Source organism: Pseudomonas sp. LBUM1651, from assembly GCF_059716135.1.
The window spans coordinates 5,494,988-5,509,027 of record NZ_CP166805.1 but is presented as its reverse complement, the minus strand read 5'-3'; the positions used below and the strand labels follow the sequence as shown (position 1 = coordinate 5,509,027).

Annotated in this window: 18 protein-coding genes; 10 read left to right on the top strand and 8 right to left on the bottom strand. The window is 61.7% G+C overall.

What is annotated here, in order from left to right; all coding sequences use genetic code 11:
- Positions 1 to 303 precede the first annotated feature (303 nt).
- Both ACA066_RS25840 and pgnE read left to right on the top strand, forming a co-directional pair.
- On the top strand, positions 304 to 1,188 hold the full coding sequence (locus ACA066_RS25840; RefSeq protein WP_497697158.1) for a sugar nucleotide-binding protein: 885 nt from the start codon (positions 304 to 306) through the stop codon (positions 1,186 to 1,188).
- Complete coding sequence (gene pgnE, locus ACA066_RS25835; RefSeq protein WP_497697157.1) at positions 1,181 to 2,110, top strand: UDP-N-acetylglucosamine epimerase PgnE; 930 nt, start codon at positions 1,181 to 1,183, stop codon at positions 2,108 to 2,110. Before ACA066_RS25840 ends, pgnE begins: the two co-directional genes overlap by 8 nt.
- Before the next feature lie 123 nt (positions 2,111 to 2,233).
- Here the strand turns inward: pgnE and ACA066_RS25830 are convergent, their stop codons facing one another.
- Entirely contained in the window at positions 2,234 to 2,932 is a 699-nt protein-coding gene (locus ACA066_RS25830; RefSeq protein ID WP_497697156.1) for an OmpW/AlkL family protein, read from the bottom strand.
- Positions 2,933 to 2,955: 23 nt separating this feature from the next.
- On the opposite strand from ACA066_RS25830, the gene ACA066_RS25825 reads away from it, so the two are divergent.
- Positions 2,956 to 3,129, top strand: coding sequence for a hypothetical protein (locus ACA066_RS25825; protein WP_497697155.1), 174 nt, complete (start codon positions 2,956 to 2,958; stop codon positions 3,127 to 3,129).
- A gap of 24 nt (positions 3,130 to 3,153) precedes the next feature.
- Here ACA066_RS25825 and ACA066_RS25820 read toward each other — a convergent pair whose 3' ends face one another.
- The 4 genes from ACA066_RS25820 to ACA066_RS25805 form a co-directional block, all read right to left on the bottom strand.
- Positions 3,154 to 3,672 carry a DUF3299 domain-containing protein gene (locus ACA066_RS25820; RefSeq protein ID WP_214379113.1) on the bottom strand — a complete coding sequence of 173 codons (519 nt, stop codon included), beginning with the start codon at positions 3,670 to 3,672 and terminating at the stop codon, positions 3,154 to 3,156.
- Positions 3,673 to 3,683: 11 nt separating this feature from the next.
- Positions 3,684 to 4,949 carry an ABC transporter permease gene (locus ACA066_RS25815; protein WP_497697154.1) on the bottom strand — a complete coding sequence of 422 codons (1,266 nt, stop codon included), beginning with the start codon at positions 4,947 to 4,949 and terminating at the stop codon, positions 3,684 to 3,686.
- Between the two features lies 1 nt (position 4,950).
- Positions 4,951 to 5,661 carry an ABC transporter ATP-binding protein gene (locus ACA066_RS25810; protein WP_497697153.1) on the bottom strand — a complete coding sequence of 237 codons (711 nt, stop codon included), beginning with the start codon at positions 5,659 to 5,661 and terminating at the stop codon, positions 4,951 to 4,953.
- Positions 5,662 to 5,827: 166 nt separating this feature from the next.
- Positions 5,828 to 6,406: a DUF2796 domain-containing protein gene (locus tag ACA066_RS25805; RefSeq protein ID WP_497697152.1), complete on the bottom strand. Its 579-nt coding sequence runs from the start codon at positions 6,404 to 6,406 to the stop codon at positions 5,828 to 5,830.
- Between the two features lie 134 nt (positions 6,407 to 6,540).
- Here ACA066_RS25805 and ACA066_RS25800 point away from each other — a divergent pair, with 134 nt between their 5' ends.
- Positions 6,541 to 6,891 carry a hypothetical protein gene (locus ACA066_RS25800; protein WP_497697151.1) on the top strand — a complete coding sequence of 117 codons (351 nt, stop codon included), beginning with the start codon at positions 6,541 to 6,543 and terminating at the stop codon, positions 6,889 to 6,891.
- A 201-nt stretch (positions 6,892 to 7,092) separates the two neighbouring features.
- On the opposite strand, the gene trxA is transcribed toward ACA066_RS25800, so the two are convergent.
- The 3 genes from trxA to ACA066_RS25785 form a co-directional block, all read right to left on the bottom strand.
- Positions 7,093 to 7,965 carry a thioredoxin gene (trxA, locus tag ACA066_RS25795; RefSeq protein WP_497697150.1) on the bottom strand — a complete coding sequence of 291 codons (873 nt, stop codon included), beginning with the start codon at positions 7,963 to 7,965 and terminating at the stop codon, positions 7,093 to 7,095.
- A 181-nt stretch (positions 7,966 to 8,146) separates the two neighbouring features.
- Positions 8,147 to 8,803: a class I SAM-dependent methyltransferase gene (locus ACA066_RS25790; protein WP_497697149.1), complete on the bottom strand. Its 657-nt coding sequence runs from the start codon at positions 8,801 to 8,803 to the stop codon at positions 8,147 to 8,149.
- A complete protein-coding gene (locus tag ACA066_RS25785; protein ID WP_214379102.1) occupies positions 8,800 to 9,264 on the bottom strand; it encodes a YbaY family lipoprotein in 465 nt (154 codons plus the stop codon). The genes ACA066_RS25790 and ACA066_RS25785 overlap by 4 nt, the downstream gene beginning before the upstream one ends.
- A gap of 128 nt (positions 9,265 to 9,392) precedes the next feature.
- On the opposite strand from ACA066_RS25785, the gene nrdR reads away from it, so the two are divergent.
- From nrdR to nusB, 6 genes are all read left to right on the top strand, one after another.
- The gene (nrdR, locus tag ACA066_RS25780) at positions 9,393 to 9,857 is read left to right on the top strand and encodes a transcriptional regulator NrdR (RefSeq protein WP_003228656.1); all 465 of its coding nucleotides are present in this window, start codon (positions 9,393 to 9,395) and stop codon (positions 9,855 to 9,857) included.
- Positions 9,854 to 10,987, top strand: a complete 1,134-nt coding sequence (ribD, locus tag ACA066_RS25775) for a bifunctional diaminohydroxyphosphoribosylaminopyrimidine deaminase/5-amino-6-(5-phosphoribosylamino)uracil reductase RibD (protein WP_497697148.1) — start codon at positions 9,854 to 9,856, stop codon at positions 10,985 to 10,987. Before nrdR ends, ribD begins: the two co-directional genes overlap by 4 nt.
- Positions 10,988 to 11,033: 46 nt before the next feature.
- Complete coding sequence (locus ACA066_RS25770; RefSeq protein WP_008000433.1) at positions 11,034 to 11,699, top strand: riboflavin synthase; 666 nt, start codon at positions 11,034 to 11,036, stop codon at positions 11,697 to 11,699.
- A gap of 16 nt (positions 11,700 to 11,715) precedes the next feature.
- Positions 11,716 to 12,807, top strand: coding sequence for a bifunctional 3,4-dihydroxy-2-butanone-4-phosphate synthase/GTP cyclohydrolase II (ribBA, locus tag ACA066_RS25765; protein WP_017341037.1), 1,092 nt, complete (start codon positions 11,716 to 11,718; stop codon positions 12,805 to 12,807).
- Between the two features lie 238 nt (positions 12,808 to 13,045).
- Positions 13,046 to 13,522 carry a 6,7-dimethyl-8-ribityllumazine synthase gene (ribH, locus tag ACA066_RS25760; protein ID WP_003228649.1) on the top strand — a complete coding sequence of 159 codons (477 nt, stop codon included), beginning with the start codon at positions 13,046 to 13,048 and terminating at the stop codon, positions 13,520 to 13,522.
- The gene (gene nusB, locus ACA066_RS25755; protein WP_214379096.1) at positions 13,519 to 14,019 is read left to right on the top strand and encodes a transcription antitermination factor NusB; all 501 of its coding nucleotides are present in this window, start codon (positions 13,519 to 13,521) and stop codon (positions 14,017 to 14,019) included. Before ribH ends, nusB begins: the two co-directional genes overlap by 4 nt.
- The last annotated feature ends 21 nt before the right edge of the window (positions 14,020 to 14,040 follow it).

Below are 14,040 nucleotides of genomic sequence, written 5' to 3'. Positions count from 1 at the left end.
GAAGATGCAAGTACCGCTCAAGACTTCTGGTGGCCTTTAGGGCCCCTTCGCGAGCAAGCTCGGCTCCTACAGTGGATTTGCGTCGTACACAAAATCTGTATCTCACAGAGATCATCTGTAGGAGCCGAGCTTGCTCGCGATGAGGCCGGCACAGGCAGCGCACAACCAAGGTATCTACACTTTACGGATGACGGTTGCGCACTAAACCCGCAAAATGCAACGATTCCGGCATCTATCGACGGCATCGCCCGCGAGCGGTGTCGATAAAGCCATTGTTCCAATCAGACTGGGCCTGCTGACTCTATGCGAATGCGCCTTATGTTACTGGGCGGCGGAAATGCCCTTGGGCAGGCGCTGATTCGCCTCGGTGCGGAGGAAGACATCGGTTTCCTCGCCCCCCGCCCACCGCAAGATGGCTGGGATGCCGCGAGCCTGACGCAACTGCTCGACGACACCCGACCGGACGCGTTGATCAACCTCGCCTACTACTTCGACTGGTTTCAGGCGGAGACGGTCAGCGAGCCGCGTCTGGCCGGGCAGGAGCGCGCAGTCGAGCGTCTGGCCGAACTGTGCCAGCACCACAACATCGTTCTGCTGCAACCCTCGAGCTATCGCGTGTTCGATGGCTCCCGGGCGACGGCCTACAGCGAAAAAGACGAGCCGGTGCCGCTGGGCCTGCGTGGTCAGGCCTTGTGGCGGATCGAGCAAAGCGTGCGCGCGACCTGCCCGCAGCATGTGCTGCTGCGGTTCGGCTGGTTGCTCGATGACAGCCCCGACGGCACCCTTGGGCGTTTCCTGTCCCGTGCCGAAAAACCGGAAGAACTGTTGATGGCTGACGACCGCCGGGGCAATCCGACCCCGGTGGACGACGCGGCCCGGGTGATCATTTCCGTGCTCAAACAACTCGATTGCGCGGCGCCGCTGTGGGGCACCTACCATTACGCCGGGCACGAGGCGACCACGCCGCTGGCGCTTGGGCAGGCGATCCTCACCGAAGCGCGCAGCCTTCACGAGCTGGCCATCGAAGCGCCGACCGCCCAGGCTCACGCCGCGCGACCGGACGCTGCCGAAGAGCCACAACACGCAGTGCTGGCCTGCAAGAAAATCCTCCACACCTTCGGGATCAAGCCCCGCGCCTGGCGTGCGGCACTCCCGGGCTTACTGGACAGGTTCTATCGCCATGGCTGACGGCCCTGTTTTAATCACCGGCGGCGCCGGTTTCATCGGCTCGCACCTGACCGAGGCCTTGCTCGCCAAGGGCCACTCGGTGCGGATTCTCGATGACCTCTCCACCGGCAAACGCAGCAACCTGCCGCTGGAGAATCCTGGCGTCGAGCTGATTGTCGGCGACGTCGCCGATGCGGCGCTGGTCGCCAAGGCGATGGCCGGCTGCAGTGCGGTCGCGCATCTGGCGGCGGTGGCTTCGGTGCAGGCCTCGGTGGACGATCCGGTGAAGACGCACCAGAGCAATTTCATCGGCTCGCTGAATGTCTGCGAAGCCATGCGCGAGACCGGCGTCAAGCGTGTGCTGTTTGCGTCCAGCGCGGCGGTCTACGGCAACAATGGTGAAGGCGAATCGATCAGTGAAAACACGCCCAAGGCACCGTTGACACCGTACGCGTCGGACAAGTTGGCCAGTGAGCATTACTTCGATTTCTACCGTCGCCAGCATGGGCTGGAACCGGTGATTTTCCGCTTCTTCAACATCTTCGGCCCGCGCCAGGATCCCTCCTCGCCGTACTCCGGGGTCATCAGCATTTTCAGCGAGCGCGCGCAGAAGGGCCTGCCGATCACCGTGTTCGGCGACGGTGAGCAGACGCGAGATTTCGTGTACGTCGAGGACCTGGTCGACGTGCTGGTGCAAGCCATCGACAAACCGCGGGTTGAAAGCGGCGCGGTCAATGTCGGCTGGAACCAGGCCACCAGCCTCAAGCAAATGCTTGAAGCGCTGAAAGTGGTCGTCGGCGAGCTGCCTTCGGTGAGTTACGGCCCGGCGCGTTCCGGTGATATCCGCCATTCGCGCGCGAATAACCAGCGGTTGCTGGAGCGTTTTACATGTCCGACGCAGACACCGATGAGTGTCGGTCTGGCGCGGTTGCTGGGACTGTAGGAGCGAGCTTGCTCGCGAAAGACGTGAACGGTAACGCGTACTGCCTGGTAGAGCGCGTCGTCCTCAGGTCCATCGCGAGCAAGCTCGCTCCTACAGAAATATCGTTCCCACCACGTGAACGATTTAGAACTTGTAACCCAGGCCCACCATGTAGATGAACGGATCAACATCCACGTCGACCTTGGCGCGAGTACCTGGTGCAACGGCGTTGTTTTCAACGGTCGCGGTGGTATCGATATCGATGTAGCGCACCTGGGCGTTGAGCATGATGTTGTCGGTAATCATGTAGTCAGCACCGACCTGGAACGCCATGCCCCACGAGTTATCGGCCTTGAAGTTGCTGAAGCCGTTGGACTGTGCATCGCTGCTGACGTGCTCGTCGTAGATCCAGGTGTAGTTGATACCGGCGCCGACGTATGGCTGGAACGCGGACTTCGCATCCAGTGGGTAGTACACGACGCTCAAGGTCGGTGGCAGGTGTTTCAGGGTGCCGAGTTTGCCGTTGGCCGCGCCGAGGGCGGTGCCTTTGAGCTTCACGTCGTGCTCGAATGGCGACGCTGCCAGCAGCTCGATGCCCCAGTGGCTGTTGAGCATGTAGGCAAAGTTCAGACCCAGTTGCGTGTCGCTGCTCATGGTGGCCTTGCCACCCAGATCGGCGCCGGCCAACGGGCCTTGATCGACCTTGACGCTGGAGCTGTCGGCTTTCGGGTTGACGGTGATTGCACCGGCACGAACGAGGATGTCGCCCGCCTCGTGGGCGTAGGCGAGCGGGGCAGCGAGCGCGAGGGCAAACAGCGAAGCGCAGAGCGCGGACTTGTGCATGGGGGCTCCAAAGGACGTTGAAAATGTTCGATGTCCAATGGTACGGAGCCGTCTGGTACGGTCTTTTGATTCAGCTCAATGAAACGGTGATGGTCCGGGTTTTTGTGGAACCTTTGATGGCCTCTTCGCGGGCAAGCCTTGCTCCTACAGGATCGGTCGACCTTGTAGGAGCAAGGCTTGCCCGCGATGACGATTGATCAGGCAACACAAAAGTGCCGGATTCACTCCGGCAATTCATACACATAAATCTTGTCCGCCTCCATCTGATACCCCGCATCCGCCAACTCACTGGTCGACGCCTTGACCTGCAACGCCCCCTCGATCCAGTACGGCTGATACAGCTCGTCCAGCTTCACGCCGACTTCGCTTTTCACATGCACGATCTGGTTCGACGGCGGTGGCGGCACATGGATGCAGGCGCCGAAATACGGCACCAGCAGAAACTCCGTGGTACGGCCTTCTTCACTCACTTCCAGCGGCACGATGTAGCCTGGCAGGCGAATGTTCTGGCCATCGAGGCTCTTCACCACCGGCGCATTCGGCATGTCCTGTTTGGCGGCTGGCGCCGACTCGGCGGACAGCGCGTTGCCCATCTGCGACAGGTCATGCAGGGGCGTCATGTTCGGCACTTCCGGCATGGCGTCTGGCGGGATCATTTCCGACCAGGTCAGCTCTTTCGGCTCGGCCGCCCACAACGGCAGGGCAACCAGCATCAACAGCGCAAGCAGAGCGCGGGGCATCGTTAACGTCCTCATAGTCGGATCGACAGGCCATCGGCCAGGGATTGGCGATACGCGCGCCAGGCCGGCACGCTGCCCATCAGCAGCGCGGCGATCAGGATGCCACCGAGCAGCGTCCATTCATACTCGCTGGGCCAGGCCAGCGGCAGATACAAACCGTAATTGGCCTGCACGTAACCCTGCGCGGCAGCGATGCACACGTAAAGCAGGGCCACGCCGGCGATCACGCCCGACAGCGCCAGAGCAAACGCCTCCAGCACCAGCAACGTTGCGATGTGCCACGGCCGCGCACCGACCGAGCGCAGAATCGCCATCTCGCGCCGACGTTCATTGAGGCTGGTGAGAATCGCCGTGAGCATGCCGATCAACCCGGTCAGCACCACGAACAGCGAGACCACGAACAAGGCTTTTTCCGCCGTGCTCATCAAACTCCACAACTCTTGCAGCGCCACGCCCGGCAGGATCGCCAGCATTGGTTCGCCGCGGAATTCGTTGATCTCGCGCTGCAGCGCAAAGGACGAAATCTTGCTGTTGAGGCCGAGCATGAACGCGGTGATCGCTTGCGGCGTCAGGTCCATGTTGCGCGTCTGATCGGCACTGATCCGGCCTTGGCCCTGGGCGGGCACACCGTTGTGCCAGTCGATGTGAATCGCTTCCATGCCGCCGAGGCTGATGTGCAGCGTGCGGTCCACCGGGGTGCCGGTGCGTTTCAGAATGCCGACCACGGTGAACGGTTTGTCGTCGTGTTTGACCAGGCTGATCACCGCCACGCCGTGGGCCAGCACCAGTTTGTCGCCGAGTTTGTAGTGCAGCGCATCGGCCACTTCGGCGCCGAGCACCACTTCGAACGGGTCGGTGGCAAAGGCTCGACCGTCGGCCACTTCCAGGTGTTGCTGATGGCCGTACTGGTAGTGCTCGAAGTACGCCTCGGTGGTGCCCATCACCCGATAACCGCGATGGGAGTCGCCGAGGGACATCGGGATCGCCCACTTCACTTTCGGGTTGTTGGCGAAGTGCTCGAAGCTGTCCCAGCGGATGTTGTTGGTGGCGTTGCCGATACGGAACACCGAGTACAGCAACAGGTTCACCGAGCCGGAGCGGGCGCCGACGATCAGGTCGGTGCCGCTGATGGTGCTGGCAAAACTGGCCTTGGCTTCGGTGCGCACCCGTTCCACGGCCAGCAGCAGGCAGACCGACAGGGCGATGGCGAATGCAGTGAGGATCGCGGTGAAGCGGCGGTTAGCCAGGCTGGCCATGGCTAGACGAAACAAATACATCTCAGACCTCGGACGGGGTGGCGGCGCGATTGAGATCGGCCAGCGACAGGTGGCGATCGAACAGCGGCGCGAGGCTTTGGTCATGGCTGACAAACAACAGGCTCGACCCGGCTTCGCGGCATTCGGCGAACAGCAGGCGAATGAAGTTTTCGCGAGCGTCGTAATCCAGCGCGGAAGTCGGTTCGTCGGCGATGACCAGTTCCGGCTGACCGATCAAGGCGCGGGCGGCGGCGACGCGTTGTTGCTGACCGATGGACAGCGAATCGGCGCGGCGGCTGAGGATGCTTTCATCCTTCAGGCCCAAGTGGGCGAGCAGGGTGGCGGCGGCTTGATCGACGCTGCCATGGCGCTGGATCGCCCTCTGGGCGCGCAGTCTTGAGAAGTGGCAGGGCAACTCGACGTTCTCGCGCACCGAGAGAAACGGCAGCAGGTTGAACTGCTGGAAGATATAGCCGGTGTGATCCACGCGAAAGCGGTCACGCGCACCGGCGCCGAGTTCGGTCAGTTCCTGGCCGAGCAGGCGAATGCTGCCGCGATCCGGCTTTTGCACGCCGCCGAGCAGGCCGAGCAGGGTGGTCTTGCCGCTGCCGCTGGGGCCTTTGAGGAACAGGGTTTCGCCCGGTTCCAGGCGGAAGGCCCGGATGTCCAGCAACGGTGGGTGACCGGGCCAGCTGAAGCCCAGGTCGGACAGTTCGATGAGTGCTTGGGTCATGGCGCCGGTTTCATGGGTTTTGGGTACTTGTCTCAACTTCACATTCAACACCAACCCCCTGTGGGAGTGAGCCTGCTCGCGATGAGGCCATCACCTTCAACATAGATGTCGACTGTTCGGCCGCTATCGCGAGCAGGCTCGCTCCCACAGGGGATCTTCGGTGAATTTAGAATTTGAGGGCGGCAGCCTTGGCCGTCACTTCAACTCCTTGCTGCCCGCTCGGGCTGATCAGTTGTACCTGAATTTTTTGGGTCGCCGGGAACGTGTTGAAGATATTCGCCAGGTCCAGGGTTTTCAGCGCACCCGGGGCCGCGCAGGTGAATTGGTAGTGAGCGTGGATTTCGCTGTGGTCGTGGTGATGTTCGTCTTTGGCATCGTCGTCGTGATCGTCATCGGCATCCGGTTTGTCGCCGAACAACGGGCTTTCCAGTTCCTGGCTCGCCACCACACAACCGGCGGCTTTCGGCAGGTTGAACAGGGCCAGCGGTTTTTCGAGCTGTGCACGGACGGCGGCGACTTTGGCTTTGTCGGCGTCGGTAGTGGCGGCGTGTTCGAAACCCACCAGGTTCATCGCCGGGCTTTCCAGTTCCAGTTCCAGGGTCTGACCGTCCAGCGCCGCGTTCAGGCGCCCGACGCCATGTTCGTGAGCGCCGAGGCTGCCGTGCTCATGGTCATGTTCATCAGCGGCGTGGGCGACAGCCAGCGGCAACAGGGCAAACGGCAAAGCGAGCAGCAGACGACGCATGGCGGGTCTCCGGAAGTAAAATGAATAAATTGTTATGTAATCTTATAACGTAAGTGCGGAGAGTTTGACCGCCCGCTTGGCGTTGCACAAGTCCCATGGGAGCATGTGGGTCAGAAATGTGCAGGAGCAGACTTATGTTGCGGATACGCGGAACCATCGGCGACTGGCCGGTGGATTTGACCCTCGAGATGGACGACGGTGACTGGGCACGGCTCGGCGCGCAGTTGCAGGTGGTCAAACCCGAAGCCAGTGCGGCGCCGGCCAAACCGATCAATCAGGATGATGCGCAGTGGCAGGTCGCAAAGGATTTGTTGCGCAAGGCCGGGCAATTGAGCGGGCCGGATTTGCTGGAGCAACTGGAAGGACTGACGTGCAGCGCGGCGTCGGGCAAGCGCTTGCTGGTGCGCTTGCGACATTGCGCTGATGTGAAAGTATCGAGCGGCGGGGATACGCCGCTCTACAGCTGGATCGAACCAAATTTGTAGGAGCAGAGCTTGCTCGCGAAGGCGATCTCAAGGACGCCTTCGCCGGCAAGCCGTGCTCCTACAAGGTTGCGGTCAATACAGCGCAGCGGGGATACGCCGTTCTATAGCTGGATCGAACCAAATTTGTAGGAGCAGAGCTTGCTCGCGAAGGCGATCTCAAGGACGCCTTCGCCGGCAAGCCGTGCTCCTACAAGGTTGCGGTCAATACAGCGCAGCGAACAGTTTGCGGCGATACGTGGTCACCAGCGGGTGATCATTGCCCAGCAGTTCGAACACCTGCAGCAAGGTCTTGTGCGGCAAGCCTTCGCTGTAGCTGCGGTTACGGATGAACAGCTTGAGCAACGCGTCCAGCGCTGCGTCGTACTGCTGGCGGGCCAGTTGCTGGATCGCCAGTTGATACACCGCTTCATCATCCTGCGGATTCTTCGCCAGACGCGCCTTCAGGTCCGCGGCATCCGGCAGGTCCTTGGCCTGGCCGAGAAACTGGATCTGCGCTTTTGCGCCGGCCAACGCAGCCTTGTGTTCATCGCTTTTCACCGCGTCGAGCACGGTTTGCGCTTCACCCAGCTCGCCGCGTTCAGTCAGGCAGCGGGCATAAAGAATCAGAGCCTTGGCGTTGGTGTTGTCTTCGCCCAGCAGCACAGTGAGAACGGCTTCGGCGTCGGCGAAACGACTCTCGTCGAATAGCGCCTGTGCCTGTTCGAATGGATCAGCCGCCGCCGGTGGCGGCATTTGTACGTGAGGCTCAAGCATCGCGCGGACGGCGGATTCTGGCTGCGCACCGGCAAAACCATCCACCGGCTGGCCATCCTTGAACAACACTACGGTTGGCAGGCTGCGAATGCCGAAGCGGGCAACGATGTCCTGTTCGAGGTCGCAGTTGACCTTCGCCAGCAGCAACTCGCCCTGATAGCCCTCGGCAATGGTCTGCAGCATCGGCATCAGCACTTTGCAGGGCGCACACCATTCGGCCCAGAAATCCACCAGCACCGGTTTGTGGAAAGAGTTCTCGATCACCGACTGGTCGAAATCGGCGGTCGTGGCGTCGAAGATGTACGGCGTTTCCTGACTCATGGGGGATCTCTTGGAAGCGTTAATGGGGCAACTATACGGCCTGGCGGGGGGCGGCCGGAAGCGGGGTGTCCTTTGAAAGGTGTGTTGCCTGACCGGACGCCTTCGCGGGCAAGCCTTGCTACAGGTCCGCGCCGTTATTGAGAGCGGCGCTGGACCTGAGCAAGGCTTGCCCGCGATGCTTTTAGCGGCGGCGCGCGTGGTACAGGCTCACATGCCGAAACTCTTCCGGCTCACACAGATCCGGCAAGGTCATCGCTTCCAGCATTTCGATGCGCCGATACAGCGGATGACGAAAATCCCGCACCCGCGAATCGGCCACCAGCGCCTCCTGGCCACGACTCAAAAACTCGTCGAGCAACGGCAGGTTCGCCCGGTCATACAACACGTCGGCCACCAGAATCAGATCAAACCGATCCGCCTCGGCGAAAAAATCCGTCGAATAGTTGAGGTGTACATCATTGAGTTCAGCATTCGCCCGACACGCGGCAATCGCCAGCGGATCCAGGTCGCAGGCCACCACTTCCAGCGCCCCGGCCTTCACGGCGGCAATCCCCACGACCCCGGAACCGGCACCGAAATCCAGTACCCGCTTACCTTTGACCCATTCGGGATATTCGGCGAGATAACGCGCCACCGCGAGCCCACTGGCCCAGCAGAAACTCCAGTACGGCGGGTCATGCAGAATCCGTCGGGTTTCTTCCGGGCTGAACGCGCGATCCATGTTGTCGCCGTCGATCAGCCAGAGTTTCAGCTCGGTATCGGGCAATGCGACCGGGACAAGCTGTGCGTCACCCAGCAGTTCACTTAACGCCTGTTGCAGGTCGAGCGATGCAATCATGGCGCTTTGACGAATTGCAGCTGGCCTAAAACCTGCGTGGTTGGCTGCGTGATGGTCTGCGACGGCAGGTGCAAAATCAGCTGGCCGGACTGGCTGGCGCGGCCCCGCAGTTCAACGCGGGCGCCGACCGGGAAAGATTCCGGGTTAAAACGCAGATGAAACGGCAACACTTGATTGGTGCCGATCAGGCTCGAACTGGCGAGCAATTGCTGCGGGCGGTCCTTTTCGTCGATCACCAGCAGCGCCAGTTCGACTTCGGCGCCGGCCGGCACGCCTTGCAGGGTGCCGCTCAATTCACGCTGATACGCGGGCAGCGGGCCGAGGTTGGCGGACTCTTTGGCTTTCTTCTGCGCCGCCTGTGGGGCAGGCCCTGGCGTCGGCGGCTGGGGCTTGGGTGCGTCGCTGCTGCAGGCCACCAACAGGCTGAAAAGGCTGAGCAATACAAGCGGTCTGAGTGACATTAGCGGCTCCAGCAAGGTGAAATCCATGGATCGTTCTATATAGCCAGTCTGTATACCGCAAACCCTATGGCTTGTCTTGCCACCGGGATGCGCTACCATGGCCCTCCCTTTTTTTGTTGCCTGCCACCATGCACTGTCCCTTCTGCGGTGCCAACGACACCAAGGTCATCGACTCGCGTCTGGTCGCCGAGGGCGAACAGGTGCGCCGCCGGCGCGAATGCCTGGCCTGCGGCGAGCGTTTTACGACGTTCGAAACCGCTGAACTGGTGTTGCCGCGCCTGATCAAAACCGACGGCAGCCGCCAGCCGTTCGACGAAGAAAAACTCCGTGCAGGCATGCAGCGGGCGCTGGAGAAGCGCCCGGTGAGTGTCGAGCGCCTCGAATCGTCGCTGGTGCACATCAAACATAAACTGCGCGCCACTGGCGAGCGAGAGGTCAAATCCCTCGTGGTCGGTGAACTGGTGATGGCCGAGCTGCAAAAGCTCGACGAAGTTGCCTACATTCGTTTCGCCTCCGTGTATCGACGCTTCCAGGACCTCAACGAGTTCCGCGAAGAGATCGATCGCCTGGCCCGTGAGCCGGTGAAAGAATGACCACCTCCCCAGAACAAGCCATCCTCGACGCCCATTACATGGCCCGTGCCCTGGAACTGGCGCGCAAAGGCCATTACACGACACACCCCAACCCACGGGTTGGCTGTGTGATCGTGAAGGACGGGCAGATTGTCGGCGAAGGCTGGCACGAGCGCACCGGCGAACCCCACGCCGAAGTCCACGCGCTGCGCGCTGCCGGTGACAAGGCCCGTGGCGCCACCGCTTACGTGACCCTCGAACCGTGCAGCCACCACGGCCGCACGCCGCCCTGCGCCGATGCACTGGTGAACGCCGGCGTCGCTCGCGTGGTTGCGGCGATGCAGGACCCGAACCCGTCGGTGGCCGGTCGCGGCATGCAGCGTCTGGCTCAGGCCGGCATCGCTATCGAAAGCGGCGTGCTGGAAGGCGAGGCGCGCAAGCTCAATCAAGGCTTCCTCAAACGCATGGAACACGGGTTGCCGTTCGTGCGGGTCAAGTTGGCCATGAGCCTCGACGGTCGTACGGCGATGGAAAGCGGCGAAAGCCAGTGGATCACCGGCCCGGCCGCACGCTCGGCGGTACAACGCCTGCGCGCCCAGGCCAGCGTGGTGCTGACCGGCGCCGACACGGTGCTGGCGGACAATGCCCGTTTGACCGTGCGCGCTGACGAGCTGGGACTGGACGCCGAACAAACCGCTTTGGCCATGAGCCGTCCGCCGCTTCGCGTGCTGATCGACGGCCGACTGCGAGTGCCGCTGGATGCGCCATTTTTCAAGGCCGGCCCGGCATTGGTCGCCACTTGCATGGCAATCGAAGAGCAATACGCCAACGGTCCGGAATGCCTGATCGTGGCGGGCGAGGATGGTTTGGTCGACCTGCGCAAGTTGCTGGTCGAACTGGCCAATCGCGGGGTCAACGAGGTGCTGGTCGAAGCGGGCCCGCGTCTGGCGGGTGCATTTGCTCAGCAAGGCCTGGTGGATGAATTCCAGATCTTCATCGCCGGCAAGTTCCTCGGTTCCTCGGCACGACCGCTGCTGGACTGGCCATTGGCGCAGATGAAAGACGCGCCCGAGCTCAAAATCACCGAAATCCGCGCGGTTGGCGATGACTGGCGAGTCATTGCCATTCCTGCGCCAGCGGCGAGCGTATAATTTCCGGTCTGCGCCACGCGACGGCCCTGTTCTCGAGGAGGACTCCATGTTTACCGGCATCATCGAATCCATCGGCAGTATTCGTGCATTGACCCCAAAAGGCGGAGATGTGCGGGTACACGTAGAAACCGGCAAGCTCGATCTGAGCGACGTCAAACTGGGCGACAGCATCGCGGTCAACGGCGTGTGCCTGACCGCCGTTGAATTGCCGGGCAATGGCTTTGCGGCGGACGTCAGTCGCGAAACCCTCGACTGCACCGCCATGAACGACCTGAAAAGCGGCAGCCCGGTCAACCTGGAAAAAGCCCTGACCCCGACCACTCGCCTCGGCGGGCATCTGGTCAGCGGTCACGTCGATGGCGTGGGCGAAGTGGTTGCCCGCACCGAGAATGCGCGCGCCGTGGAATTCCGCATCCGTGCACCGAAGGAACTGGCCAAGTACATCGCCCACAAAGGCTCGATCACCGTCGACGGCACCAGCCTGACCGTGAACGCGGTCGATGGCGCCGAGTTCCTGTTGACCATCATTCCGCACACCCTGAGCGAAACCATCATGGCGTCTTATCAGCCAGGTCGCCGGGTGAACCTTGAAGTCGACTTGCTTGCCCGTTACCTGGAGCGCCTGCTGTTGGGCGACAAGGCCGCAGAGCCTGCAAAGTCCGGGAACATCACTGAAAGCTTTCTGGCCGCCAACGGCTACCTCAAATCCTGACCCAAGGGGGTGCCTTGTGGCGCTCAATAGCATCGAAGAACTGGTTGAAGACATCCGCCAAGGCAAGATGGTCATCCTCATGGATGACGAAGACCGCGAGAACGAAGGCGACCTGATCATGGCCGCCGAGTGCTGCCAGCCTGAACACATCAACTTCATGGCCAAGCACGCCCGTGGCCTGATCTGCATGCCGATGAGCCGCGAGCGCTGCGAACTGCTGAAGCTGCCGCTGATGGCGCCGCGCAACGGTTCCGGTTTCGGCACCAAGTTCACCGTGTCCATCGAAGCCGCCACCGGCGTGACCACCGGCATCTCCGCCGCCGACCGTGCGCGCACCGTGCAGGCCGCCGCCGCGAAAGACGCCAAGGCTGAAGACATCGTCAGCCCCGGCCACATCTTCCCGCTGATGGCCCAGGCTGGCGGCACCCTGGCTCGCGCCGGGCACACTGAAGCTGCCTGCGACCTCGCGCGCATGGCCGGTTTCGAGCCGAGCGGCGTGATCTGCGAAGTGATGAACGACGACGGCACCATGTCCCGTCGCGCTGAACTGGAAGCGTTCGCCGCCGAGCACAACATCAAGATCGGCACCATCGCCGACCTGATTCACTACCGGATGATCCACGAACGTACCGTTCAGCGGATTGCCGAGCAGCCGCTGGACAGCGAACTGGGCCAATTCAACCTGGTGACCTATCGTGATTCCGTGGAAGGCGACGTGCACATGGCCCTGACCCTGGGCAACGTGTGCGCCGAAGAACCGACCCTGGTTCGCGTGCACAACATGGACCCGCTGCGCGACTTGCTGATGGTCAAGCAGCCTGGCCGCTGGAGCCTGCGTGCCGCCATGGCCGCGGTTGCCGAGGCCGGCAGCGGTGTGGTGCTGTTGCTCGGTCACCCGCTCGATGGCGACGTGTTGCTGGCACACATCCGTGAAACAGCGGAGCACGCACCGGTGAAAAAACCGACCACCTACAGCATTGTCGGTGCCGGTTCGCAGATCCTCCGGGACCTGGGCGTACGCAAAATGCGCCTGATGTCTGCGCCGATGAAATTTAATGCGATATCCGGTTTCGATCTGGAAGTTGTAGAATACGTGCCCTCCGAATAATGATCCGGGGTTTGGCATCGTTGTTCACTTAAGGCTTGTTTGATTTACTGTGGCGAGGGAGCTTGCTCCCGCTTGGGTGCGCAGCGCCCACAAGAGGGGCTGCTACGCAGCCAGCGGGAGCAAGCTCCCTCGCCACAAAGTGAACGTCGTTGCGGAATTTCCGGTGCTGTATTCGCGGTTCAAATATCACTGAGGGACGCGTAGAAGACGCGTCCCGGCTCTTTAAGAGATCTAACGAATGACCCTGAAGACCATCGAAGGTACCTTCATCGCCCCTAAAGGCCGCTACGCTTTGGTAGTGGGCCGTTTCAACAGCTTCGTCGTTGAAAGCCTGGTCAGCGGTGCAGTTGATGCCCTGGTTCGCCATGGCGTGAGCGAAAGCGACATCACCATCATCCGTGCGCCTGGCGCCTTCGAAATCCCGCTGGTTGCGCAGAAAGTCGCTCAGAAGGGCGAGTTCGCAGCCATCATCGCTCTGGGCGCGGTCATTCGTGGCGGTACTCCGCACTTCGAATACGTGGCGGGCGAATGCACCAAGGGCCTGGCCCAGGTGTCCATGGAGTTCGGCGTACCGGTCGCTTTCGGCGTCCTGACCGTTGATTCCATCGAGCAAGCCATCGAACGTTCCGGCACCAAGGCCGGTAACAAAGGCGCCGAAGCTGCCCTGTCCGCTCTGGAAATGGTCAGCCTGCTGGCGCAGTTGGAGGCCAAGTGATTAGCGACGATAGCGATCGTTTCAACCCGCGCGATCCAAAGCCTGCGGATGCCGGCAAGCCATCGAAAAGCGTCAAGCGTCGCGAAGCCCGTCAGCTCGCGACTCAGGCGCTGTACCAATGGCACATGGCCAAGCAGTCGCTGAACGAGATCGAAGCGCAGTTCCGGGTCGATAACGATTTCAGCGATGTCGACGGCGCCTACTTCCGTGAAATCCTCCACGGGGTTCCCGCGCAGAAGGACAAGATCGACGCGGCGCTCAAGCCTTGCCTCGACCTGACCATCGAAGAGCTGGACCCGGTTGAACTGGCGGTGTTGCGCCTGTCCACCTGGGAACTGCTCGAGCGCGTCGACGTGCCTTACCGCGTTGTGATCAACGAAGGTATCGAGCTGGCGAAAGTCTTCGGTTCCACCGACGGCCACAAGTTCGTCAACGGTGTACTCGACAAGCTGGCCCCGCGTCTGCGTGAAGCTGAAGTGAAGGCGTTCAAGCGCTGATCGGCGCTTGAACACTCTTTG